The sequence below is a fragment of the Amycolatopsis sp. Hca4 genome (genome assembly GCF_013364075.1).
GTDB lineage: Bacteria > Actinomycetota > Actinomycetes > Mycobacteriales > Pseudonocardiaceae > Amycolatopsis.
Genome location: NZ_CP054925.1, coordinates 4,214,723 through 4,238,013, shown reverse-complemented (window position 1 = coordinate 4,238,013; position 23,291 = coordinate 4,214,723). Strand labels below are relative to the sequence as shown.

Annotated in this window: 19 protein-coding genes and 3 pseudogenes; 15 read left to right on the top strand and 7 right to left on the bottom strand. The window is 72.1% G+C overall.

Annotated elements, in window-relative coordinates; genetic code table 11:
* Both HUT10_RS18435 and HUT10_RS18430 read left to right on the top strand, forming a co-directional pair.
* Positions 1 to 1,365 carry a PLP-dependent aminotransferase family protein gene (locus tag HUT10_RS18435; RefSeq protein ID WP_176172350.1) on the top strand — a complete coding sequence of 455 codons (1,365 nt, stop codon included), beginning with the start codon at positions 1 to 3 and terminating at the stop codon, positions 1,363 to 1,365.
* A 121-nt stretch (positions 1,366 to 1,486) separates the two neighbouring features.
* Entirely contained in the window at positions 1,487 to 2,581 is a 1,095-nt protein-coding gene (locus HUT10_RS18430; RefSeq protein ID WP_176172349.1) for a D-alanine--D-alanine ligase family protein, read from the top strand.
* A 176-nt stretch (positions 2,582 to 2,757) separates the two neighbouring features.
* Here the strand turns inward: HUT10_RS18430 and HUT10_RS51060 are convergent.
* The 3 genes and pseudogenes from HUT10_RS51060 to HUT10_RS18415 form a co-directional block, all read right to left on the bottom strand.
* Positions 2,758 to 3,129 (bottom strand): annotated as a pseudogene (locus HUT10_RS51060) (transposase); the annotation flags it as partial.
* Between the two features lie 3 nt (positions 3,130 to 3,132).
* Positions 3,133 to 3,669 carry a DUF3515 domain-containing protein gene (locus HUT10_RS18420; protein ID WP_176172347.1) on the bottom strand — a complete coding sequence of 179 codons (537 nt, stop codon included), beginning with the start codon at positions 3,667 to 3,669 and terminating at the stop codon, positions 3,133 to 3,135.
* A 19-nt stretch (positions 3,670 to 3,688) separates the two neighbouring features.
* Positions 3,689 to 3,922: an Lrp/AsnC family transcriptional regulator gene (locus HUT10_RS18415; protein WP_003091994.1), complete on the bottom strand. Its 234-nt coding sequence runs from the start codon at positions 3,920 to 3,922 to the stop codon at positions 3,689 to 3,691.
* Positions 3,923 to 4,059: 137 nt separating this feature from the next.
* Here HUT10_RS18415 and HUT10_RS18410 point away from each other — a divergent pair.
* Together HUT10_RS18410 and HUT10_RS18405 are read left to right on the top strand one after the other, a co-directional pair.
* Positions 4,060 to 5,015, top strand: a pseudogene (locus tag HUT10_RS18410) (thiamine-phosphate kinase).
* 16 nt (positions 5,016 to 5,031) lie between these two features.
* The gene (locus HUT10_RS18405) at positions 5,032 to 5,511 is read left to right on the top strand and encodes a GNAT family N-acetyltransferase (protein ID WP_176172346.1); all 480 of its coding nucleotides are present in this window, start codon (positions 5,032 to 5,034) and stop codon (positions 5,509 to 5,511) included.
* On the opposite strand, the gene HUT10_RS18400 is transcribed toward HUT10_RS18405, so the two are convergent.
* Positions 5,498 to 6,694, bottom strand: coding sequence for a glycoside hydrolase family 27 protein (locus HUT10_RS18400; RefSeq protein WP_176172345.1), 1,197 nt, complete (start codon positions 6,692 to 6,694; stop codon positions 5,498 to 5,500). The two genes, HUT10_RS18405 and HUT10_RS18400, sit on opposite strands and share 14 nt — an antisense overlap.
* 38 nt (positions 6,695 to 6,732) lie before the next feature.
* Here HUT10_RS18400 and HUT10_RS18395 point away from each other — a divergent pair, with 38 nt between their 5' ends.
* The 3 genes from HUT10_RS18395 to HUT10_RS18385 are packed head-to-tail and all read left to right on the top strand — an operon-like array spanning position 6,733 to position 8,799.
* Positions 6,733 to 7,263, top strand: a complete 531-nt coding sequence (locus HUT10_RS18395; protein ID WP_176172344.1) for a gamma carbonic anhydrase family protein — start codon at positions 6,733 to 6,735, stop codon at positions 7,261 to 7,263.
* A 30-nt stretch (positions 7,264 to 7,293) separates the two neighbouring features.
* The gene (locus HUT10_RS18390) at positions 7,294 to 7,971 is read left to right on the top strand and encodes a uracil-DNA glycosylase (RefSeq protein ID WP_176172343.1); all 678 of its coding nucleotides are present in this window, start codon (positions 7,294 to 7,296) and stop codon (positions 7,969 to 7,971) included.
* 60 nt (positions 7,972 to 8,031) lie between these two features.
* Positions 8,032 to 8,799, top strand: a complete 768-nt coding sequence (locus tag HUT10_RS18385; protein WP_176172342.1) for an alpha/beta fold hydrolase — start codon at positions 8,032 to 8,034, stop codon at positions 8,797 to 8,799.
* 147 nt (positions 8,800 to 8,946) lie between these two features.
* Here HUT10_RS18385 and rpmB read toward each other — a convergent pair whose 3' ends face one another.
* Positions 8,947 to 9,138 (bottom strand): 50S ribosomal protein L28, encoded by a 192-nt coding sequence (rpmB, locus tag HUT10_RS18380; protein WP_176172341.1) that lies wholly within the window; start codon positions 9,136 to 9,138, stop codon positions 8,947 to 8,949.
* Positions 9,139 to 9,272: 134 nt separating this feature from the next.
* Between rpmB and HUT10_RS18375 the strand changes: the two genes are divergently transcribed.
* From HUT10_RS18375 to HUT10_RS52240, 3 genes are all read left to right on the top strand, one after another.
* Positions 9,273 to 10,844 (top strand): DAK2 domain-containing protein, encoded by a 1,572-nt coding sequence (locus HUT10_RS18375; protein ID WP_176172340.1) that lies wholly within the window; start codon positions 9,273 to 9,275, stop codon positions 10,842 to 10,844.
* Between the two features lie 4 nt (positions 10,845 to 10,848).
* Positions 10,849 to 13,002: an ATP-dependent DNA helicase RecG gene (gene recG, locus HUT10_RS18370; RefSeq protein ID WP_176172339.1), complete on the top strand. Its 2,154-nt coding sequence runs from the start codon at positions 10,849 to 10,851 to the stop codon at positions 13,000 to 13,002.
* Positions 13,003 to 13,297: 295 nt separating this feature from the next.
* Positions 13,298 to 13,462: a hypothetical protein gene (locus HUT10_RS52240; protein ID WP_368660763.1), complete on the top strand. Its 165-nt coding sequence runs from the start codon at positions 13,298 to 13,300 to the stop codon at positions 13,460 to 13,462.
* Here the strand turns inward: HUT10_RS52240 and HUT10_RS18360 are convergent.
* Entirely contained in the window at positions 13,422 to 14,057 is a 636-nt protein-coding gene (locus HUT10_RS18360; protein ID WP_176172338.1) for a TetR/AcrR family transcriptional regulator, read from the bottom strand. The genes HUT10_RS52240 and HUT10_RS18360 overlap by 41 nt on opposite strands.
* Before the next feature lie 31 nt (positions 14,058 to 14,088).
* Between HUT10_RS18360 and HUT10_RS18355 the strand changes: the two genes are divergently transcribed.
* From HUT10_RS18355 to HUT10_RS18345, 3 genes are read left to right on the top strand one after another with little or no spacing between them, the layout of a single operon-like run.
* Entirely contained in the window at positions 14,089 to 15,216 is a 1,128-nt protein-coding gene (locus HUT10_RS18355) for an erythromycin esterase family protein (RefSeq protein ID WP_176172337.1), read from the top strand.
* A gap of 54 nt (positions 15,217 to 15,270) precedes the next feature.
* On the top strand, positions 15,271 to 17,730 hold the full coding sequence (locus HUT10_RS18350) for a caspase family protein (RefSeq protein ID WP_176172336.1): 2,460 nt from the start codon (positions 15,271 to 15,273) through the stop codon (positions 17,728 to 17,730).
* 43 nt (positions 17,731 to 17,773) lie between these two features.
* Positions 17,774 to 18,658 carry a S8 family peptidase gene (locus HUT10_RS18345; RefSeq protein ID WP_176177890.1) on the top strand — a complete coding sequence of 295 codons (885 nt, stop codon included), beginning with the start codon at positions 17,774 to 17,776 and terminating at the stop codon, positions 18,656 to 18,658.
* Here HUT10_RS18345 and HUT10_RS18340 read toward each other — a convergent pair.
* Positions 18,637 to 19,089, bottom strand: coding sequence for a transposase (locus tag HUT10_RS18340; RefSeq protein WP_254897475.1), 453 nt, complete (start codon positions 19,087 to 19,089; stop codon positions 18,637 to 18,639). The two genes, HUT10_RS18345 and HUT10_RS18340, sit on opposite strands and share 22 nt — an antisense overlap.
* Positions 19,090 to 19,584: 495 nt before the next feature.
* Between HUT10_RS18340 and HUT10_RS18335 the strand changes: the two genes are divergently transcribed.
* Complete coding sequence (locus HUT10_RS18335) at positions 19,585 to 19,800, top strand: hypothetical protein (RefSeq protein WP_176172335.1); 216 nt, start codon at positions 19,585 to 19,587, stop codon at positions 19,798 to 19,800.
* A gap of 113 nt (positions 19,801 to 19,913) precedes the next feature.
* Positions 19,914 to 23,290, top strand: a pseudogene (locus tag HUT10_RS18330) (pyruvate carboxylase).
* Position 23,291 lies beyond the last annotated feature (1 nt).

Genomic DNA, 23,291 nt, shown 5'->3' with positions numbered 1-23,291 from the left:
GTGTCCGACACCGCGCTCCCGGTGAGCCTCGACCGTTCGGCGGTGACCCCGCTGGCCGTCCAGCTGGCCGACGCGCTGCGCGAAGCGGCGGCGAGCGGCCACCTGCGCGGCGGCGACCGGCTGCCCTCGACGCGGGCACTGGCCGGGCGGCTCGGCGTCAGCCGCACGGTGACGTCGGCGGCGTATGAGCAGCTGCACGCCGAAGGCTGGATCGCCGGGCGGCACGGCTCCGGCACGTACGTGACGACCCCACCGTCGTTCTCCGCTTCCGAGGTCCCCGCGCCCGCCGTGCCGACGCCCGAGGCCGCCACGCCGTCGCTGCTGGACCTGGGCCCGGGCACGCCGTGGGCGGCGGGGCTGGACCGGGCGGCCTGGCGCCGCGCGTGGCGAGCGGCGGCGGACCCGGAACCGCTGGTCCGCGCCCACCGGGCCGGGCTGCCGGAGTACCGCGCGGCGGTGTCGGAGCACCTGCTGCGCCACCGCGGCCTCGCGGCGGGTTCGGTACTGGCCACCGGCGGCACGACGGCGGCGGTGGTGGAGCTGGCCGCGGCGGTGCTGGAACGCGGGGATGTCGTCGCCGTCGAGGAGCCCGGCTACCAGCGGGCGGTCCAGGCGTTCCGGCGCGCGGGCATGCGCGTGGTCGGCGTGCCGGTGGACCTCGAAGGGCTGCGGCCGGACGCGATCCCGGAGGGCGCGCGGGCGGTGTACTGCTCGCCGGCGCACCAGTACCCGATGGGCAGCAGGCTGAGCGCGGCCCGGCGGGTCTCGCTGGTCGAGCGCGCCCGATCGTCGGGGATGCTGGTCATCGAGGACGACTACGACGGCGAGCTGCGGTTCGACGTGGCACCGCTGCCGATGCTGGCGTCGCTGGCCCCGGACGTCGTGGCGCACCTGGGGACGACGTCGAAGATCCTCACCCCGACGCTGGGCGCGGGCTGGATGGTGGCGCCGGAGGCGATCACCTCGGCGGTCCTGGCGTACCGCGACCTGACCGGAACCCGGCCGTCCCCGGCGGGACAGCGGGTGCTGTACGAGTTCGCGCGCAACGGCGACCTGGGCCGTCACCTGCGCAAACTGCGCCGCGAGATGGCGGAGAGGCGATCACTGCTGGCGGGCGCGCTGTCGGCCGCGGACATCCCGGTCCGCGGCGACGACGCGGGGGCGCACCTGGTGGTGCCGTTCCCGTCGGCCGAAGTGGAGGCGTCGGTGATCGCTTCCGCCGAGCGGCGGGGGATCCGGCTGGACGGGCTGGCGCGGCACTTCGCCGGAGCGCCGTCGGCGTTCGGGGTGGCGATCGGGTACGCGGGGTGTGCGCGGGAGGCGTTGGTGGCGGCTCTGCCGACGCTGGTGGCGTTGCTGCGCTGAGACGGGCCTCGACGGACAAGACGTGCCGGGGCCGTCACCGGTTGCGTTCACCGCTCGCCGCCGTCCCCCCGTCGCACGGGGCTGGGCTGTTCCGCGAGGTCACCGGGTACGGTGGCTCACCATGAGCGAGAAGATCCGGGTGGCCGTGGTGTTCGGCGGGCGCAGCAGCGAGCACACCATCTCGTGCCTGTCCGCCGGCAGCGTGCTCGGGCACCTCGACCCCGAACGGTTCGAGGCCGTCCCGGTCGGCATCACGCGCGAGGGCCGGTGGGTGCTCGGCTCCGGGGACTCCGCCCAGCTCGCCATCCGCGGCCGCGAACTGCCCTCCGTGGACGACGGCAAGGGGCTCGTGCTCGCCGGCGACCCCTCCAGCCAGGGCCTGGTCGCGGTGGAACCCGGCCGGGAAAGCGAACTGCTGTCCCACGTCGACGTCGTCTTCCCCGTCCTGCACGGCGCCTTCGGCGAGGACGGCACCATCCAGGGGCTCCTCGAGCTCGCCGGCATCCCCTACGTCGGGCCCGGCGTGCTCGCCAGCGCGGCCGCCATGGACAAGGAAACGGCCAAGAAACTGCTTGCCGCCGAAGGGCTTCCGGTCGGGACCTACCGCGCCCTCCGTCGTGACCAGTCCACTTTGGATGAAGGGGACCGGGCCGCGCTCGGGCTGCCCGTGTTCGTCAAGCCGTCGCGAGCCGGCAGTTCCGTCGGGATCTCGCGCGTGGCGGACTGGGCCGAGCTCGACGCGGCCATCGGACTCGCCCGCGCGACCGACCCGAAGGTCCTGGTGGAGGCCGCCGTCGTCGGGCGTGAGGTCGAGTGCGGCGTCCTGGAGTTCCCCGACGGCCGCGTCGAAGCCTCGCTGCCCGCCGAGATCCGGGTGCTGTCGGAGGACGAAGACGCCTGGTACGACTTCGAAACCAAGTACCTCGGCGACGACGCCGAGCTCGACATCCCCGCCAAGCTCGACGACGCACTGACCGAGAAGCTCCGCGCGATGGCCGTCGAAGCCTTCCGGGCGCTGGACTGCCAGGGCCTGGCCCGCGTCGACTTCTTCGTCACCGAAGACCACGAGCTGATCATCAACGAGGTCAACACCATGCCGGGCTTCACCACGAAGTCCGCCTACCCGAAGATGTGGGAGGTCACCGGCATGGACTACGCGACCCTGCTGACCACCCTCGTCGAGACGGCGATCGCCCGCGGAACCGGCCTCCGCTAGGGCCTGTCCTCAAAGCCGGCTGAGCAGCGTCGCCAGATCGATCATGCCTCGGTAGGAGATAGCGGTCTTGTCGCACCGCGTGGCGATCGCACGGAACTGCTTGCGACGCCAGTAAGCGATGCGGTCGAAAGCCGGTGGGTGCCCGCCTGCCCGGCCGCGTCGCCGCCGGTTGGCCTGCTGGAGTAGCCCTTGTACGCCAGCACACTGCTCGGCCTGTTCGACGGAGGTCCGGGCCTGACCGGCGGAACTCGATTCCCGCCATGACCTGGGTGAACATAGGGCAATCGTGGACGTTGCCGCCGGTCAGCGCGACCGACAGAGGCCGTCCGTGGCCGTCGCAGGCGAGGTGGATTTCGGTGGTGGGTCCGCCGCGGGACCGGCCGATGGCATGATCACCTGGCTCGCTGTGCCCGCCGACCGAGCGGGTTTCCCCTGTGGTTGTAGACCGTCTTCCACGGCCCATAGCGTTCCGGCAGGTCCCGCCACGCCACTCCGGTCTTGGCCTTGAACAACATCCCGTTGATCACCCGAAGGTCATCGACCCGCGGGGCCTAGGAAAAGCGCAGCGGGCGCGCGGGCAGCTTCGCCGCCACGGTGTCCGAAATCTCCTGCAGCGGCCCGGTGCCGGCGGTGTCCGGCACGGTCAGCGCCGCGTAGACCTCGCGGTCCACCACGTACCACGTCGACGCGCCCTCGCCGGGTACCTGCAGCCACTGCACCTTGTTCACCAGCCGCAGCTGCGCCGTCGGGGTCAGCTCCGGCGGCCGGTTGAGGCCGCAGCGCAGGACCAGCGGGTCGTCCGTGCCCCAGGCCACCGTCGCCGGCGGGGCGGGGGACGCCAGCTCGCGCACCTTCAAGGAAGCGCCGTTCGACGTCAGCTCCGCCGGGACCGCGCCCAGTAGCGTGGTGCAGCCCGGCGACCCCGACTCGGGTGCGGGAACCGGGACGAGCGGCAGCGGACCGGCGGAGTCCGCGGGGGACGGCCGGGTCAGGGCGAACACGGCGACGGCGACCGCCAGCGCCACGGCGAGCGCGGCCGCGGTGACGAGCACCACCCGGGGCGGCGCACCGGTGTCGGAATCAGGCACCCGACCACTACACCATTGCTCAGAGGTGGACGACCGGGCAGGTCAGCGTCCGCGTGATGCCCTCCACGTTCTGCACCTTCGCGACCACGAGCTGGCCCAGCTGGTCCACGTTGTCGGCGGCGGCGCGGACGATCACGTCGTACGGTCCGGTGACATCCTCCGAGCTGGTCACACCCGGGATGCTGGAGATCTCGGCAGCCACCGCGGCCGCCTTGCCGACCTCGGTCTGGATGAGGATGTATGCGTGGACCACGGCGCGCCCTTTCGTCGGGATCTTGTTCCTCAAGGTAGGAACGTCACCAGCAACGTATCGCCAGCTCACGGAAAAACATAGGGCATCCGACTATCGGTGATCGATCTTTGTCCCGGTAGAGAAAGCAGAGGTGACCGGTGTCACCGAACGACGGAACGGTCGCCGAGACCGGGGAGTTCGCGCTCATCCGCGCCGTCACCGAAGGACGGCGCCAGCCGCCGGGCACGCTGCTCGGCCCGGGCGACGACGCCGCCGTCGTCGCGGCCCCGGACGGCCGGGTGGTCGCCAGCACCGACGTGCTCGTCCAGGGCGTCCACTTCCGCCTGGACTGGTCGACGCCCGAGCACGTCGGGCGCAAGGCCGTCGCGGTCAACCTGGCCGACATCGCCGCCATGGGCGCCACCCCGACCACCGTCCTGGTCGGCCTGGCCTGCCCTCCCGAGACGCCCAGCGACGTCGTGAAGGGGATCACCGACGGTATGTGGGCCGAAGCCGACCGGGCCGGCATCGGCGTCTCCGGCGGCGACATGGTCCGCGCCGACCAGCTCGTGATCAGTGTCACGGCGCTGGGCGACCTGGGCGACCGCGAGCCGGTGACGCGCTCGGGGGCCCGCCCCGGTGACGTCCTCGCGGTGAACGGGCGGCTCGGCTGGGCCGCGGCCGGCCTGGCCGTGCTCGGCCGCGGCTTCCGATCCCCGGTCGGTGTCGTCAACGCCCAGCGCTGCCCGGAACCGCCCTACGAGGCCGGGCCGCGGGCCGCCCTCGCCGGGCCACCGCGATGATCGACGTCTCCGACGGCCTGCTCGCCGACCTCGGCCACATCGGCGAGGCCTCCGACGTCGGAATCGACGTCCGCACCGCCGACCTCGACGTCCCCGCCCGGCTCACCGAGGTCGGCGCCGCCCTCGGCGCGGATCCACTGGACTGGGTGCTCACCGGCGGCGAGGACCACGCGCTGGCGGCCACCTTCCCGCCGTTCACCGAGCTGCCGGAGGGCTGGCGCACCATCGGGGTGGTCACCATGGCGGGCTCCGGGATCACCGTCGACGGGAAACCGTTTTCGCGAGAAGCCGGATGGGCGCACTGGCGCTGATCTAGGCTCCGGAAGCGTGAGAATCGTTCCAGTCCCCTACGACCACCCCGACGCGGCCAAGCTCATGGCCGCGGTGCAGCAGGTGTACGTCGAGCGTTACGGCAGCGAAGACGCCACGCCGATGAGCCCCGCGGACTTCGATCCGCCTCAGGGCCTGTTCCTCGTCGGCTACCAGGGCGAGGAAGCCGTCGCCTGCGGGGCGTGGCGCGCCCACGACGGTCCCGAGCCCGACTTCCGGCCGGGTGACGCCGAGTTCAAGCGGATGTACGTCTCCGACGTGGCGCGCGGCCGCGGGTTCGCGCGGATGATCCTGTTCGAGCTGGAACGCACGGCGGCGCTGTCCGGCCGCAAGCGCGCGGTCCTCGAGACCGGGACGAAGCAGCCGGAGGCGATCGCGCTCTACACGTCGTCGGGCTACACCGAGATCCCGAAGTTCGGTGTCTACAAGAACGAGCCGGAGAGCCGCTGCTTCGGCAAGGACCTCACCTCGGGGTGAGCTTCAGCAGGGCCGCCGCGTGCGGCCGCAGGGACGCGCTCACCGCGGTGCCGACGTCCCGGTGGGCCCAGAGGTCCCGGACGTTCCAGGCGCCGGGAATCACGGCGGAAACGGTTGCGGTGGTGCTGCCGGTGTTGAGCAGCACCACCGCGAACCCGCCGTCGCTCAACGGTTTTCCCCACACCTGGTAGCCGGGGCCCGCGGCGAGCCGCCGTCCCTGGCTGCCCGCGAAGTCCTGGTCGACGGTGATGGCCTCGGCGTTCCCGAGCGTCGCGAGGTCGGTGCCGCTCAGCTTCGCCGGGTCGGTGCCCGCGAACAGCGGCGCGTTCAGCACGGCCCAGACGCTGAAGTGCGCGCGCGACTCGTCGGCGGTCAGCGTGCCGTTGCCGACCTGCAGCATGTCCGGGTCGTTCCAGCCGCCGGGGGAGCCGCTGTGGACGGCGACGGCGGCCTGCCGGTCGATCGTCGCGAGGACGGAATCCCAGGTCGCGAAGAGGTCGTCGGTGGTGCGCCAGAGGTTCGCCACCGGCCGCGCCCAGGTCCACGGGCTGGAGACGCCGTACTCGGAGATCGCGTAGACGATCGGGCGGGGCAACGCGGCCAGCTCGTCGCGCATCTTCTCGAACGCGGCCTTCCGGTCGAGGCCGTCGACGGTGTCGGCGTAGCACCAGTCGTACTTGAGGTAGTCGACGCCCCAGCGGTCGAACGTCTCGGCGTCCTGGCGCTCGTGGCCGAGCGAGCCGATGCCGGACGCCGGGTAGGCGTCGTTCGCCATGGCGCAGGTCCGGCTGCCGGGCACGGCGTAGATGCCGAACAGCAGCCCGCGGGAGTGGACGTAGTCGGCGAGGTCGGCGATGCCGTGCGGGAACCGCTTCGGGTCCGGCTGCAGCGAGCCGTCGGCGGCCCGGGTGGCGGCCTGCCAGCAGTCGTCGACGACGACGTACTCGTAACCCGCGTCACGCAGGCCGGTGTCGGCGAGCGCGTCGGCGGCCCTGCGCACCACGTCCTCGGTGAGGTCGTGGCAGCGGACCTGGTTCCAGCTGTTCCAGCCCATCGGCGGTGTCCCGGCCAGTCCGTTGGCGAGCGCCGGGGTGGGCACGGGCACGCTGAGCAGCCACGTCAGCACGACGAGGAAGATCAGGAGCAGGCTGGTTTTCGGCTTGGCGGTGATGGCGTGATCCAATCGCAGGACACGTGAAACCGCAGTCACCCGGAGGCGGCATGCCCATCTACGCACTCGGTGATCTCGAACCGACGATCCACCCCGACGCCTACGTCCACCCGGACGCGACGGTCATCGGCGACGTCCGGATCGGCGCGCTCGCGTCCGTCTGGCCGCAGACCGTGCTGCGCGGCGACCACGGCTACATCGAGATCGGCGAGCGGTCGAACGTCCAGGACGGCTGCGTCCTGCACTGCACCGAGCGGCACCCGACGATCCTCGGGCCGTCGTCGGCGATCGGGCACGCGGTGCACGTCGAGGGCGCGACGATCGGGACCGGCTGCCTGATCGCGTCCGGTTCGGTGGTGCTGAACGGCTCGGTGATCGAGGACGGCGGCATGGTCGGCGCGGGCGCGGTGCTGTCCTACGGCTCGCACGTCAAGACCGGCGAGATCGCGCTGGGCGTGCCGGGGAAGGTGCGGGAGAACAAGTCGTTCGGCCCGGAGAGCATCGCCATGGTGGTGGACTCCTACGTCGAGCGAGGCAAGCGGTTCCGGGCCGAGCTGAGGCGGCTCGACCCGCTCGGGTGACGCCGGCCACGCCCGGTAGGCTTGCGCGCCGTGACCGCACGACCGCTGCAGGACATCGTCGAGGCAGGCTGGGCGAAAGCCCTCGAACCGGTGGCGCCGCAGGTCGCCGCGATGGGGGAGTTCCTCCGCGCGGAGATCGCCGCGGGCCGCACCTACCTGCCGGCGGGTGAGCACGTGCTGCGGGCGTTCAAGCAGCCGTTCCACGACGTCCGGGTGCTGATCGTCGGCCAGGACCCGTACCCGACGCCGGGGCACGCGGTCGGCCTGAGCTTCTCGGTCGCGCCCGACGTCCGGCCGATCCCGAAGAGCCTGATCAACATCTACAAGGAGTACGTCGACGACCTCGGCCACCCGCTGCCGTCCAACGGCGACCTGACACCGTGGGCCGAGCAGGGCGTGCTGCTGCTCAACCGGTCGCTGACCGTGCAGCCCGGCAAGTCCAACTCGCACCAGGGCAAGGGCTGGGAAGCGGTCACCGAGCAGGCGATCAAGGCCCTCGCGGCCCGGTCGGAGCCGATGGTGGCGATCCTCTGGGGCCGCAACGCCCGCAACCTGCGCCCGATGCTGGGCGACGTGCCGTGCATCGAGTCCGCGCACCCGAGCCCGCTCTCGGCGCACAACGGCTTCTTCGGGTCCCGGCCGTTCAGCCGGGCCAACCAGCTGCTGGAGCAGCAGGGCGCGGCGCCGGTGGACTGGAAACTTCCCTGACGATCGGTGTCCGGATCGGCGTGACGGCTCCGACCAAGGGGTGAACCTTTTGGAGGAAGCATGAACGTCACATCGGCCGACGGCACGTCGATCTTCTTCGAGCAGCGCGGGGACGGCCCGCCGGTGATCCTGGTCGGCGGCGCGTTCAACGACCGCACGACCACGGTCGGCCTGGCGGAGGTCCTGGCTGGCGACTTCACGGCGATCACTTTCGACCGCCGCGGGCGCGGGGGCTCCGGTGACGCTCCTTCGTACGCCGTCGAGCGGGAGATCGAGGACCTCGCGGCGCTGATCGCCCAGGCGGGCGGGACGGCGACGGTGTTCGGGCACTCGTCGGGCGCGATCCTGGCCCTGGAGGCGGCCGCGGCGGGCATCGGCATCGAGAAGGTGGTCGCGTACGAGCCGCCGTACGCGACCGACGAGCACCCGCGGGCCGACGTGGTGGACGAGGTGCGCGCCCACCTCGCGGCGGGGGACCGCGACGCCGCGGTGGCGACGTTTCTGCAGGTCGCGGGCACGCCGGCGGAGATGATCGAGGGGATGAAGCAGGCCCCGGTGTGGGGCTGGTTCACGGCGCTGGCGCACACGCTGCCGTACGACCTGACGATCTGCGGCCCGGACGCCCGCCCTTCGCAGAACCTGGCCCGCATCCAGGTGCCGACCCTGGTGATCGGCGGCGGCGCGAGCGACGACGCGCTGCAGTCAGGCGCCCGCGCGGCGGCCGCGGCGGTGCCCGGCGCCCGTCACGAGACGCTGGAAGGCCAGGACCACGGGGTGCTGCAGTACCCGGAGACCCTCAAGGACCTGCTGACCGATTTCCTGAAGTGAGTTGACCGCTCAGGTGACCCCGCCGGGGGTCCAGGGGGCTTGCCCCCTGGCGGGGGTCTGGGGGTTCGACCCCCAGAAGACACCTGAAGCGAAAAAAATGGCGAGTGCTCTCCACGAGCACTCGCCACCCTGAATTTCGCTTCAGCGTCAGCCTCGAACGACCTTGCCCGCCTTGATGCACGAGGTGCACACGTTCAGGCGCTTGCGCTGGGACACACCCACCTTGGCGTGGACGGTCTGGATGTTCGGGTTCCACCGGCGGTTGGTACGGCGGTGGGAGTGCGAGACCGCCTTGCCGAAGCCCGGTCCCTTGCCACAGACGTCGCACACGGCAGCCACGTCGAACTCCTTTGGATCTGGGTCATAGAAATGAGCCCAGACGGACTGGGCAACTCGACCATAGTAACTACTGCGATCGAGGCCCCGAGCACCGGGTCGATACGCTGCCCGGGGACCGGGTAGGAGGTTACGGGGTGCGGGTGCTGGACGCGGCGGCGGTGTCGGCCTGGGCGGCGGGTTGTGTGCGCAGCCTGGCGAGCCTGCGGCCGGCCATCGACGACATCAACGTCTACCCCGTCGCGGACTCCGACACCGGCTCCAACATGCTCTTCACGATGACCGGCGCCGCCGCGGAACTCGCCGATGCCGCCCCGGAGGACGCCGCCGAGGCGCTGAAGGTGCTCGCGCGGGGAGCCGTGGCCGCCGCCAAGGGCAACTCCGGCGTCATCCTCTCCCAGGTCATCCGCGGGCTGGCCGACCGCGCCGAAGGCGAGCTGGACGGCCCGTGGCTGGCCGGTGCCCTCGGGCACGCCGACGAGGTCGCCACCGGCGCCGTCAGCCGCCCGGTCGCCGGGACCATCCTGACCGTCCTGCACGCCGTCGCCCTCGCCGTCCGCGGCGACACGAGCCCCCTGGGCGACATCGCGCGGAAGGCCGCGAAAGAGGCCGCGCACGCCCTCGAGAAGACGCCCGAGCAGCTGCCCGCGCTGGCCAAGGCCGGGGTCGTCGACGCCGGGGCGCGCGGGCTGGTCGCCGTGCTCGACGCGCTGGTCGGCGTGCTCACCGGCGCTCCCGTCGAGCACGAGCACGTGCTCGAAGCCCACGCGCACGACGAGGCCTACGCCTGGGAGGTCATGTACCTGCTCGACGGCGTCGACGAGGCGAACCTGCCGACCCTGCGCAAGGAGCTGAGCGGCCTCGGCGACAGCGTCACGGTGGCCGGCGACGGCTCGGGCAGCCACGCCGTGCACGTCCACTGCGCCGACATCGGCGCCGCCATCGAGGCCGGGCTGGCGCTCGGCCGCCCGCGCCGGATCCGGGTCGAGCCGCTGCTCACGCCGACGCCGATCGAGCCGGGCGGCGGGATCGACCGCACGGTCGTCGCGGTCGTGCACGGCGGGGCGCTGGCCGAGCTGCTGCGCGCGGAAAGCATCCCGGTGCTGGCCGTGCCCGAGGGCGGGACGCCGAGCGTCGAGGACATGATCGGCCTGCTCAACGAGGCCGCCGGCCGGCAGGTCACCGTGCTGCCGGGCAGCGTCGCCCTGACCGCCGCGGCCGACACCGCGGCCGGGCACGCCATGGCCGCCGACCGCGACGTCGTGGTCATCCCGTGCGCGTCCCCGGTGCAGGTGCTGGCCGCCCTCGCCGTGCACGACGCCGGCCGCCGCACCAACGACGACGTCGTCGCGATGGCCGAAGCGGCCGCCGCGACCAGGCGTGGCGAACTGCGGATCGCGCAGGAGGAGTCGCTAACCTGGGTGGGCCGGGCCCAGTCCGGTGACGTGGTCGGCCTGGTCGACGACGAGGTGGTGCTGATCGAGCCCGCGCCCGCGTCCGAGACCAACCTGGTCGCGGCCGCGATGAAGGTGCTGAACCGGATGCTGGCGCTCGGCGGCGAGCTGGTGACGGTGCTCAGCGGGGCGGCGGCCCCGCCGGGGATCGCCGAAGAGCTCGAGGAGCAGCTGCGGGTCGAGCACCCGGAGGTGGAACTGACCAGCTACGCCAGCGGCCAGACCGGCGCCGTGCTGCTGATGGGAGTCGAATAGCGAGATGGCCGGACTGCGCGACAAGCTGCCGCTGCTGCTGGGCGCCAAGACGGCGAAGGCGCTCGCCACTTCGCTGGACATCGAGACGGTCAGCGACCTGCTGCGCCACTACCCGCGCCGCTACGCCGAGCGCGGCGAGCTCACCGACATCCACGGCCTCGAGCTGGGCGAGCACGCCACCGTGCTGGCGCGCATCGAAAAGGTGAGCAAGCGGCGGATGAAGGCGCGCAACGGCACCATCCTCGACATGGTCATCACCGACGGGAAACGGCGGCTGACCTGCGCGTTCTTCAACCAGGCCTGGCGGGAGAAGGACCTCGTCCCCGGCAAGACCGGCCTGTTCGCCGGCAAGGTGTCCGCCTTCCGCGACACGCTGCAGCTGACGAACCCCGAGTACGAGCTGTTCGACGCCGAGAACGAAGCCGAGGCGATGGACAACTTCCTCGCCGCGATCATCCCGGTCTACCCGGCGGCGCAGGGCATGCCGACCTGGTCGATCGCCAAGTGCGTGCGCCAGGTCCTCGACGTCCTCGAGGTCGACGACGACCCGATGCCCGCGGAGCTGCGGCGGCTGCACAAGCTGGCCGACCTCGACAACGCGCTGCGCGGTATCCACCGCCCGGAGAACTGGGCGCACCTGGAGGCGTCGAAGAAGCGGCTCAAGTGGGACGAGGCCATGGCCGTCCAGCTGATCTTCGCGCAGCGGCGGCACTCGGCCATCTCGCGGCCGGCGAAGGCGAACCCGCACGTCAGCGGCGGTCTCCTGGACGCCTTCGACAAGCGGCTGCCCTTCGACCTGACCGCGGGCCAGCGGGGGATCGGCGACGAGATCGCCGCCGACCTGGCCTCCGAGCACCCGATGAACCGGCTGCTGCAGGGCGAGGTCGGCTCGGGCAAGACGGTGGTCGCGCTGCGGGCCATGCTGCAGATCGTCGACAACGGGCGGCAGGCCGCGATGCTGGCGCCGACCGAAGTCCTGGCCGCCCAGCACGCGCGGTCGCTGCGGGAGATGCTCGGCGACCTCGGCCAAGCGGGCGAGCTGGGCGCGGCGGAGAACGCCACGCGCGTCACGCTGCTCACCGGGTCGATGGGCGCGAAGGAACGCAAGAAGTCGCTGCTGGAGATCGTCAGCGGCGAAGCGGGTATCGTCGTCGGCACGCACGCGCTGATCCAGGACCACGTCGAGTTCGCCGACCTCGGCCTCGCCGTCGTCGACGAGCAGCACCGCTTCGGCGTCGAACAGCGGGACGCGCTGCGCACCCGCGGGGCCGGCGACACGAGCCCGCACGTCCTCGTGATGACCGCGACGCCGATCCCGCGCACGGTCGCGATGACCGTGTACGGCGACCTGGAGGTCTCCGCGCTGCGCGAGATGCCGGTCGGGCGGTCGCCGATCTCGACCACCGTCGTGCCGGTCGCCGAAAAGCCGGCCTGGTTCGAGCGGATCTGGCAGCGCGTGCGCGAAGAGGTCGGCAAGGGGCACCAGGCGTACGTCGTCTGCCCGCGGATCGGCGACGAGCCGCCGTCGGACAAGAGCGACAAGCGGCCGCCGCTCGCCGTTCTGGACGTCGCCCCCGAGCTGGAGCACGGTCCGCTGCAGGGCCTGAAGATCGGGGTGCTGCACGGCCGGATGCCGCCCGACGACAAGGACGCGGTGATGCGGGCGTTTTCGGCGGGGCAGCTGGACGTCCTGGTGGCCACGACGGTGATCGAGGTCGGCGTGAACGTGCCGAACGCCACCGCGATGGTGATCATGGACGCCGACCGGTTCGGCGTCAGCCAGCTGCACCAGCTGCGCGGCCGCGTCGGCCGGGGCAGCGTGCCGGGGCTGTGCCTGCTGGTCACCGAGGCCCTGGACGGCACCGCGACCCGCGAACGGCTGGCCGCGGTCGAGTCCACGACGGACGGCTTCGAGCTTTCACGGCTGGACCTGGAGCTGCGCCGCGAAGGCGACATCCTCGGTGCGGCGCAGTCCGGGAAGCGGTCCACGCTCAAGCTGCTGTCGCTGCTGCGGGACGAGGACGTGATCGCCGCGTCCCGGCAGAGCGCGCAGGAGATCGTCGAGAAGGACCCGGAACTGACGAAGTACCACGGCTTGGCCCAGATGGTGGGTGACGTTGTCGACGTGGACCGCGCGGAGTACCTGGAGAAGAGTTGATCCGCCCGGCCACGGTGGCCGACGCCGACGCGATCGGCGAGGTCCACGTGCGGTCCTGGCAGGCGGCGTACGAGGGCCTCATCCCGGCGGACTTCCTCGCCCGGCTTTCGGCGTCCTCGCGCGCGGCGGCGTGGGCGCGGCGCATCGGCGACGGTGGCCCGGTGCTGGTGGTCGAGGAGGAAGGCGTCGTCGGCTTCGCCGCCTTCGGGCCTTCGCAGCTCTACGCGTTGTACTTGCTGCCGGAGTTCTGGGCCGTGGCCTCGGCCGGGCGCTGCACGACCGCGTGGTCGCGGAAATGTCCGGCGACAGCGCCATCCTGTGGGTGCTCGCGACGAACGAGCGGGCGAAGGCGTTCTACGTCCGCCAAGGCTGGGTGGACGACGACGCCCGCCAGACCGAGACGATCGACGACGGGCGCGTCACCCTGGAGGAGATGCGCTACCGCCGCCCGCTGCCGTGAACACCCCCGCTTTCGCGGCCGCCGCGGCGGCTTTCGCGGCGACGTCGGCGTCCTGCGGGGTCACGCCTTCCCGGGAGACGAACAGCCGGTAGAAGATCGGCCCGCAGGCCACCCGAACCACCTCGACGGCGTCCGTGCCTGCCGGGACCTCGCCGCGCTCGATCGCCCGGTGCACGGCGGCGGCCGAGCGGGCGTGGCGGTCGACGTAGAACTCCTGCAGGGCGCCGGCGGCCCGGGCGGAGAGGAACGCGGCCGAGATCGACGCCGTCGGCAGCTCGCGCTCGCCCGGCGTGGTGAAGTAGCGCACCAGCTCCAGGTTGATCCCGCGCAGGTCACCTTCGAGCGAGCCGGTGTCCGGGGCGGCCCACTCCTGCTCGGTGCCCATCTGCAGGGCCGCCGCGACCAGGCCCTCGGCGGACTCCCAGCGGCGGTACAGCGTCGTCTTGTGCACGCCGGAGCGTTCGGCGACCGCCTCGACGGTCAGCTCGGCGTACCCGCGTTCGCCGAGCAGCTCGAGGGTGGCGTTCAACGCGGCGAGGCGGGTCCGCTCGGTGCGGCCGCCGGGGCGCCTGGTCCCGGAAATCTCGGTTGCCAACTGCTACTCCTGTTGCGTTAGTGTCTCCAGTATGACAGGAACCGTCGACGTTGCCGAGATCGCCGAGCTGGCCGGCGACGCCGAAGTCGTCGCCATCGGCGAGAACAACCACCACATCCGCGAGTTCGGCGTGCTGCGCGACCGCCTCCTGCGCCACCTGGTGACCGAGCGCGGGTTCACCGTGCTCGGGTTCGAGAGCGGCTTCGCGGAGGGGCGTCTGGTCGACGCGTGGCTCCAGGGTGGTCCGGGCGAGGTCGCGGACGTCGCGCGGGACGGTTTCACGTTCGGTCTCGGCGACTCGGCCGAGGTGCACGAGATGCTGACCTGGCTGCGCGGCCGCGGTGTCCGGTTCTCCGGGCTCGACGTGCCGAGCTCGGCCGGTTCGCCGGTGCCCGCGTTGCGGGCGGTCCGTGAAGTCCTGTCGCGGGTGGATCCCGCGAACGTGTCCCTTGTGGACACCGCGTTGGCGGCGTGCGAGCCGTACGCGTCGGTCAGCAGTGCGGTCGCGCCGGGCCGGTACCGGGAGCTGGGTGTCGCGGCGCGGGATGCGGCCACGGCCGCGTTGACTGTCCTCAAAGGACACGTCGACTCGCTGGCGCCCGAAGCCGCGCACGACGCGGAAGGCGCATTGCGCGTCGACCTGTATCTGCGGGAGCTGGACGCGCTGATGGCCGGCCGCGCGCCCGAGCCGCAGAGTTCGTCGCGGGACACCTACATGGCGGCCACCGTGCGCCTGCTGCGGCGGCGGTTCCCGGGCGAGAAGATCGTGCTGATGCTCCACAACGGACACCTCCAGCGGGTGCCGTTCTCGCCGATGCCGGGCATGACGGCGCCGTCCGCGGGCACGCACCTGGCGGCCGAGCTGGGCGACCGTTACTTCGCCTTGGCGCTCACCGCCGTTTCGGGGACGACGACCGGGCTGGCGCCCGACCCGGCGTACCCGCTGGGGTTCCGGATGTTCGAGCAGGCGCTCGGGGAACCGGCCGAAGGCAGTGTCGAGGCAGTGCTGGCGTCGCGGGCGCCGTGCGTGGCCGAGCACCCGGCGGCGTCGGGCATCCGGCACGCGCACACGGCTGTGCCGGTCGACGTCGCGTCGGCGTTCGACGCGGTTGTCTGCCTGGAGAAGCAGGAAACGATTTTCCGGTCCGCCGCTGAATAGGTGTGCCCGTTCGGCTGCTTGCCGTAGTGCCCGCGATGGGCGTTTCCTACCGGTATGGCCGGGCGGAGGCGGGCGCTGATCGTCGCCAACGGCGAGTACGACAACGCGGGACTGCAGCGGCTGGGCTCTCCCGCGGCGGACGCCGACGCCCTGGCCGCGGTGCTCGGCGACCGGGCGATCAGCGACTTCGAGGTCGGCGTCGTCCGCAACGAGACCGCGCACGTGGTGCAGGCGGAGATCGAGGACCTGTGCCTGGAGGGCAAGCCCGACGACGTCCTCCTGATGCACTTTTCCTGCCACGGCCTGAAGGACGACGCGGGCGGGCTGTACTTCGCCGCCCGCAACACGCGCCCGGACCGCCTCCGGTCGACGGCGGTGTCCGCGCAGTTCGTGCAGCAGTGCATCCGGCAGAGCCGCTCGCGCAGCATCGTCCTGCTGCTGGACTGTTGTTACGGCGGGGCGTTCAGCCAGGGCGTCGCGGTCCGGGCGTCGGGTGACGCGAACGTCCTCGACAGCTTCCGCGGCGGCCGCGGCCGGGCAGTGATCACGGCGTCGAACTCGATCGAGTACGCGTTCGAAGGCGCGACCCTGGCGGCGGGCCAGCCGGCCCGGCCGTCGGTGTTCACCTCGGCGCTGGTGGAGGGCCTGCGCACGGGCGAAGCGGACCGTGACGAGGACGGCTGGATCGCGCTGGGGGAGCTGTACGAGTACCTGTTCGACCGGGTCAGGGAGCGCAACCCGAAGCAGACGCCGAGCCGCGACATCGAGATGCAGGGCGAGCTGTACCTGGCGAAGAGCAGGCGCCGCCGGATCAGGCCGTCCCCGATCCCCTCGGACCTGGCGGCGGCGATCGAGGCGGAGAACCCGTTCACCCGTCTCGGGGCGGTGGCGGAGCTGCGTCGTCGGTTGTCGAGTGCCAACCTGCCGGTGGCGATGGGGGCGTTCGAGGCGCTGCGGGCCATGGCATCGACGGACATCGAGCACGTGGCGGCGGCGGCATCGGACGCGTTGTCGTCGGCGGTGGTCCGGGTGGACGTGCCGTCGGTCCGGTTGTCGGCCTCGCCGGGGTCGTCGGCGTCGGCTTCCCTGCGGGTGCTGGGGCCGCCGGTGGCGCGGGAGGTGCGGTTCGAGGCCTCGGACGCGTGGATCGCGGTGGCTGAGGTGCCGGGCGGGGCTTCGCTGTCGGTGGAGGCGGGGGACGCGGGGGTGCGGCGCGGGGAGGTGGTGGTGAGCGGGCCGACCGGGGAGGCGGTCGTGGCGGTGGAGATCGAGACCCTGCCGGGTGTTGTGGCGGAGCCGGAGCCGGAGCCGGTCGCGCCGGTCGAGCAAGCGCTGGTTGCGCAGCCGGTGGTCGCGGAGGCCGAGTCCGCGGCTGCGCCGGCGGCGCGGCCGGAGGTGGCCGAGCCGGTCGCGGTGGCCGAGTCCGCGGCTGCGCCGGCGGCGCAGGCGGAGGTGGCTGAGCCGATCGCGGTGGCTGAGTCCGCGGCTGCGCCCGCGGCGCGGCCGGAGGTGGCCGAGCCGGCGAATGCCCCCGTGGCGCCGGTGGTGGCCGAGCCGGCGCTCGATCCGGACCCCGCCGCGGCGACCGAGCGAAAGCCCGTTGCCGGGCCAGGGAGCCCTGCGGCACCCGAGGCCACGCCGGTGGCCGCCGCACGAACCGGCCAGCCGGGAGCCGTGGATCCCGTCGGCGGGTTCGCCGGGGTGGCCGCGATCGCCGGGTCGGTGTTCGCCGTCGTCGGGTTGCCGATGAAGTACCGCTGGGACAGCTACCTCCTCGCCGAATACCGCCCCGGCATGCAGGTCTACGTCGTGCTCGTGGCCGTCTGCGCGCTGGTCGCCGGCCTGCTCACCCTCGTCCCGCGGACGCGAGCGCGCACCGGCCCCGCGCTGCTGGCCGGCGCCGGGCTGGCCGCCTTGTTCGGGCTGGCGCGGTTCGTCGGCGAGATCATCACCCTCTCCGCGGCCTCCGCCGCCGGGCGGGGCACCGGGTACACCCTGGTCGCGTTCGCCTCGGACAGCTCGTCGGGCACCGGGCTGAACGCCGGCTTCACCTTCGTCCTCCTCGCCCACCTCGCGTGGGTGCTCGCCGGGGCCTGCGCGCTCGTGGCGCTGCGCCGGAACCCCGCCGTCGGCCTGCGTGCCGGGCCGGTGCGCGGGTGGCCGGCCTGGTCGGCGATCGGCCTGGGCGTGCTGCTCGGCGTCGGGTGGCTCACCCAGCTCGTGGAGCTGTCCGCCTACGACTCCGACAGCGCCGGCCGCAACGCCGCCTACTACGTCCTCGGCGCGCTGCTGGCCGTGCTCGTGCCCGTCGTCGCCGTGGTGCTGAGCCCCGCGGTGCTGGTGACGGGCATCGCCGGCCTGGCCGGCGTCCTCGGGCCGACCTTCGCCGTGCTGGCGGACTACTCGTCGCTGACCTACGCGGGGCAGGCGATCGCCGTGTCGGCGCTGGTCCTGCTGGCGATCGACACCGTGGTCCTCGTCCTGCGGAATCAGCCGAACGGGCGACAGTCCTGAGTTGTCGTCCCGGACCCGCAGGGGTACCACGACGATCATGAGGATGCTTCTCGCGGCCGTGGCCGTGCTCGCCGGGCAGGTCTCGAGCGGTGGGGTGCAGCCGGATCCGCCGAACTGGGGGCTGGACCGGATCGACCAGCGCACCGGCCTCGACCACGCGTACCACTACGCGAGCGACGCCTCGGGCGTGACGATCTACGTGATCGACAGCGGCGTCGACGCGAAGCATCCCGACTTCCAGGGCCGCGTCGCGCCCGGCCGCGACTTCCTCGACGGCGGCTCCGACACCACGGACACGAACGGCCACGGCACCCGCCTCGCCGGCATCGCGGCGGGCAAGGACTACGGCGTCGCGAAGGGCGCGCAGATCGTGCCGGTGCGGGTGCTGGACAAGGACGGTGGTGGCGCCACCGACAAGATCATCGCGGGGATCGACTGGGTGGCGCAGAACGCCCAGCAGCCGGCGGTCGCGGTCCTGGGCATCGGAGGCGTCCCGAACGACCAGCTCGACGCGGCGGTGAAGAGGCTGGCGGCGGTGGTCCCGATCGCAGTCCCGGCGGGCAGCGAGACGGCCGACGCGAGCGGCTACTCGCCGGGCCGCGTGCCGGAGGCCCTGACGGTGGCGGCGTCCGACACCCAGGACCGCCCGGACAAGACGTCGAACTCGGGCCAGGACGTGGACCTGTACGCCCCGGGCGCGGACATCCCGTCCCCGATAGCGGGCGGAGCGACGGCGGGGCCGGAATCGGGCACCTCGATGGCGGCGGCCTTCGCGGCCGGAGTGGCGGCGGTGTACCGGGCCCGGCACCCCGGCGACACGCCGGCCCAGGTGGACGACGCCCTGATCCGCGCGTCGACGCCGGACGTGCTGAAGGGGGTCCCGGACGGGACGGCCAACCGGCTGCTCTACGCACCGCCGGGCGGCTGAGGGGTAGTTGTCCACAACTTGGCCGGGGTGGGGATGGCGTGTCCGATATGCGGCTTTTTTGGGGTTTTTGTCAGGTGGGGCCGATAGACTGGCCCAGACGAGTAATGCGTAACTCGGCGCTCGGCCAGGAAGCGATCCAGTTCGGCGGAGACGTAGCCCTCGTCGGCGATGATCAGCAGACTGGGGCGGTCGGTGAGCAGGTGGGGTTCGTGGTCGCAGATGGCCATGATTACCTGCCGCTCGTCGACCTTCGGATCGGCCAGCGCCCAGGCGATCGGGAGTCCGGCCGGGGTGCAGACCAGATGCAGCCGCAGGCCCCAGAACCAGCGCGAGTGTGAGCGGCAGAAGCCGTACTTGGCCCAGCCGGCCAGCTCCGAACGCTTGACCGTCGGCCGCGACCGCCCGCACTCCGCCGGGGTCGAGTCGACGATCCAGGTGGTGTCGGTCCACAGGTCGGTGTCCGCCGCCAGTCACCGCATCACGGATCTTGAACACCCTTCGTCCATCTCTGGTCACCACCCAGACTTACGCGTTACTCGTCTAGGGGACGCCCCCCAGGGCTCGGGTGGGGGCTGTCTGGTTGCTGGCGGGGCCCCTGGCAAAGGCTCGGCGTGGCGGTTGGGCCGCCGAGACCCGCGCCCGCTGCTGTCGCCGTTGTCCGAGGGCCGCACCGCCACCCGGCTGCCCGCCAAGATCGCCGATCCACTCGAGCAGCTGCGCCGTCCCCTACCCGGAACAGCGAAGTACGCCTTTCCGCCTGCAACGAGCGGCCGCGTCGCCGAGGGAGGTATCACGAAGTGGCAGTCAGCAGTCGGTCTCGCCTGGGGCAAGCCTGCGCCTCGCGTCAGCGACGGCCGACCGGTTGCCCCACGCGCCGTCTGGCGGCTGAGCCCGGACTCCGGAAAGCTGACCCCGAGGAGGTCCCCATGCCCCGGTTCCCGCCAGTCCCCCGCCAACCCACGTTCGACCTGGCCGAGCTGGTCGGCCGAAAAACCGAAGACGCCACCGAACGCTGCGAACGCGACGGCTTCCAAGTCCAGGTCATCGACGGAACGACCGAGGCGGTCACCCTCGAACTGCGCCCCAACCGCATCCGGCTCACCACGCGCCGAGGTGTCGTCGAAGACTGCCACCAAGGGTGACCAGCGAACCCCCTGGTCCGCATGATGTCCATCACCCGGGACCGAACTCCCGCAGAGCGGGAAGAACCGGGTAACGTGCGTTGACTTACCGATCCAAGAGGGAAGGACCGGGCATGTTCCGCAAGGTTCTGGTGGCCAACCGCGGGGAGATCGCGATCCGGGCGTTCCGCGCCGGCTACGAGCTGGGCGCCGGGACGGTCGCCGTGTTTCCGCACGAAGACCGCAACTCGCTGCACCGGCTGAAGGCCGATGAGGCGTACGAGATCGGCGAACCCGGTCACCCCGTGCGCGCCTACCTCTCGGTCGACGAGATCGTCGCCGCCGCGAAGAAGGCCAAAGCCGACGCCGTCTACCCCGGCTACGGCTTCCTCTCGGAGAACCCCGATCTCGCGCGCGCCTGCGAAGAAGCGGGCATCACCTTCGTCGGGCCGCCTGCCGAGATCCTCGAACTCACCGGTAACAAGGCTCGCGCGGTCAAGGCCGCGCGCGAGGCCGGTGTTCCCGTGCTCGGGTCCTCCGAACCGTCCAGCGACGTCGACGCCCTGGTCGCCGCGGCCGAAGAGCTGGGCTTCCCCGTCTTCGTCAAGGCCGTCGCCGGTGGTGGTGGCCGGGGCATGCGGCGGGTCGAGGACCCCGCCGTGCTGCGCGAGTCCATCGAGGCCGCCGCGCGGGAGGCCGAGTCCGCCTTCGGCGACCCCACCGTCTTCCTCGAGAAGGCCGTCGTCGAGCCGCGGCACATCGAGGTGCAGATCCTCGCCGACGGCGAGGGCAACGTCATCCACCTCTTCGAGCGCGACTGCTCCGTGCAGCGGCGCCACCAGAAGGTCGTCGAGCTCGCGCCGGCGCCGAACCTCGACCCGAGCTGCGCGACCGCATCTGCGCCGACGCCGTCAAGTTCGCCCGGCAGATCGGCTACCGCAACGCCGGCACCGTCGAGTTCCTGCTCGACAAGCACGGCAACCACGTCTTCATCGAGATGAACCCGCGCATCCAGGTCGAGCACACGGTCACCGAAGAGGTCACCGACGTCGACCTCGTGCAGTCGCAGCTGCGGATCGCCTCCGGGGAAACGCTCGCCGACCTCGGGCTCTCCCAGGACAAGATCTACCTGCGCGGCGCCGCTCTCCAGTGCCGCATCACCACCGAAGACCCGGCCAACGGCTTCCGCCCGGACACCGGCATGATCTCCGCCTACCGCTCGCCGGGCGGCTCCGGCATCCGGCTCGACGGCGGCACCGCCTTCTCCGGCACCGAGATCAGCGCGCACTTCGACTCGCTGCTGGTCAAGCTCACCTGCCGCGGCCGCGACTTCAAGACCGCCGTCGGCCGCGCGCGCCGGGCCGTCGCGGAGTTCCGGATCCGCGGCGTCGCGACGAACATCCCGTTCCTGCAGGCCGTCCTCGACGACCCGGACTTCCGCGCCGGCCGCGTCACGACATCGTTCATCGAACAGCGCCCGCAGCTGCTCACCGCGCGGCAGTCCGCCGACCGCGGCACGCGGCTGCTGACCTACCTCGCCGACCAGACGGTCAACAAGCCGCACGGCGAGCGCCCGAAGACCCCGGACGCCACGGTCAAGCTCCCGAAGCTGCCGAAGGACGCCGAGCCGGCGCCGGGTTCGAAGCAGAAGCTCGTCGAGCTGGGCCCGGCCGCGTTCGCCGAATGGCTGCGGAAGTCGCCGCACATCGGCGTCACCGACACGACGTTCCGCGACGCGCACCAGTCGCTGCTCGCCACCCGCGTCCGCACCAAGGACCTCCTCGCGGTGGCGCCGGTCGTCGCGAATACGCTGCCGCAGCTGCTGTCGCTGGAGTGCTGGGGCGGCGCCACCTACGACGTCGCCCTGCGGTTCCTCGCCGAGGACCCGTGGGAGCGGCTGGCCGCGCTGCGCGAAGCCGTGCCGAACATCTGCCTGCAGATGCTGCTGCGCGGGCGCAACACCGTCGGGTACACGCCGTACCCCACCGAGGTGACGACCGCCTTCGTCCAGGAAGCCACGAAGACCGGCATCGACATCTTCCGGATCTTCGACGCGCTCAACGACGTCGAGCAGATGCGCCCGGCCATCGAAGCCGTGCGCGAGACCGGCTCCGCCGTCGCCGAGGTGGCGCTCTGCTACACCTCGGACCTGTCGGACCCGGGCGAGAAGCTCTACACGCTCGACTACTACCTCAAGCTGGCCGAGCAGATCGTCGGCGCCGGGGCGCACGTCCTGGCGATCAAGGACATGGCCGGGCTGCTGCGCGCGCCCGCGGCGACCAAGCTGGTCACCGCGCTGCGCAAGGAGTTCGACCTGCCGGTGCACATCCACACCCACGACACCGCGGGTGGCCAGCTGGCCACCTACCTCGCGGCGATCAACGCGGGCGCGGACGCCGTCGACGGCGCGGTGTCGTCGATGGCGGGCACGACGTCGCAGCCGTCGCTGTCCTCGATCGTGGCGGCCACCGACCACTCGGCCCGGACCACCGGGCTGGACCTGCGGGCGATCGGCGACCTGGAGCCGTACTGGGAGAGCGTGCGCAAGATCTACGCGCCCTTCGAGGCCGGGCTCGCGTCGCCGACCGGGCGCGTCTACGACCACGAGATCCCCGGCGGGCAGCTGTCGAACCTGCGCACGCAGGCCATCGCGCTGGGCCTGGGCGACCGGTTCGAGGACATCGAGGCCATGTACGCGGCGGCGGACAAGATCCTCGGCCACCTGGTGAAGGTGACGCCGTCGTCCAAGGTCGTCGGCGACCTCGCGCTGCACCTGGTCGGCGCGGGCGTCTCGCCGGCCGACTTCGAGGCGGAGCCGAACAAGTTCGACATCCCCGACTCGGTGATCGGCTTCCTGCGCGGCGAGCTCGGCGACCCGCCGGGTGGCTGGCCGGAGCCGTTCCGCACCAAGGCCCTCGAAGGGCGCGCGGCGGCGAAGCCGGTCGTCGAACTGTCCGAAGAGGACCGTGCCGCGCTGGCTTCGGAGCCGCGCCGGACGCTCAACCGGCTGCTGTTCCCCGGCCCGACGAAGGAGTTCGAGGCGCACCGGGAGGCCTACGGCGACACGTCGGTGCTGCCCAGCAAGGACTTCTTCTACGGCCTGCGTCCGGGCGAGGAGTACCCGGTCGACCTCGAACCGGGTGTCCGGCTGCTCATCGAGCTGGAGGCGATCGGCGAGGCCGACGAGCGCGGCGTCCGCACGGTGATGTCGACGCTGAACGGCCAGCTGCGGCCGATCCAGATCCGCGACCGCTCGATCGCCTCGGACATCCCGGCGACGGAGAAGGCCGAGAAGGGCAACCCGAAGCAGGTCGCGGCGCCGTTCGCGGGCGTGGTGACGCTGCAGGTCGCCGAGGGTGACACGGTCGAGGCCGGTGCGACGGTCGCGACGATCGAGGCGATGAAGATGGAGGCCTCGATCACCGCGTCGACCGGCGGCAAGGTGGGCAGGCTGGCGATCACGTCGGTGCAGCAGGTCGAGGGCGGTGACCTTCTGCTGGTCCTGGAATGAG

Excerpts from the sequence above, each read along its gene's own strand:
- HUT10_RS18430 (WP_176172349.1), top strand. The coding sequence starts at position 1,487 with ATGAGCGAGAAGATCCGGGTGGCCGTGGTGTTCGGCGGGCGCAGCAGC.
- HUT10_RS18395 (WP_176172344.1), top strand. The coding sequence starts at position 6,733 with ATGCCCATCTACGCACTCGGTGATCTCGAACCGACGATCCACCCCGAC.
- HUT10_RS18385 (WP_176172342.1), top strand. The coding sequence starts at position 8,032 with ATGAACGTCACATCGGCCGACGGCACGTCGATCTTCTTCGAGCAGCGC.
- recG (WP_176172339.1), top strand. The coding sequence starts at position 10,849 with ATGGCCGGACTGCGCGACAAGCTGCCGCTGCTGCTGGGCGCCAAGACG.
- HUT10_RS52240 (WP_368660763.1), top strand. The coding sequence starts at position 13,298 with ATGTCCGGCGACAGCGCCATCCTGTGGGTGCTCGCGACGAACGAGCGG.
- HUT10_RS18355 (WP_176172337.1), top strand. The coding sequence starts at position 14,089 with ATGACAGGAACCGTCGACGTTGCCGAGATCGCCGAGCTGGCCGGCGAC.
- HUT10_RS18350 (WP_176172336.1), top strand. The coding sequence starts at position 15,271 with ATGGCCGGGCGGAGGCGGGCGCTGATCGTCGCCAACGGCGAGTACGAC.
- HUT10_RS18345 (WP_176177890.1), top strand. The coding sequence starts at position 17,774 with ATGCTTCTCGCGGCCGTGGCCGTGCTCGCCGGGCAGGTCTCGAGCGGT.
- HUT10_RS18335 (WP_176172335.1), top strand. The coding sequence starts at position 19,585 with ATGCCCCGGTTCCCGCCAGTCCCCCGCCAACCCACGTTCGACCTGGCC.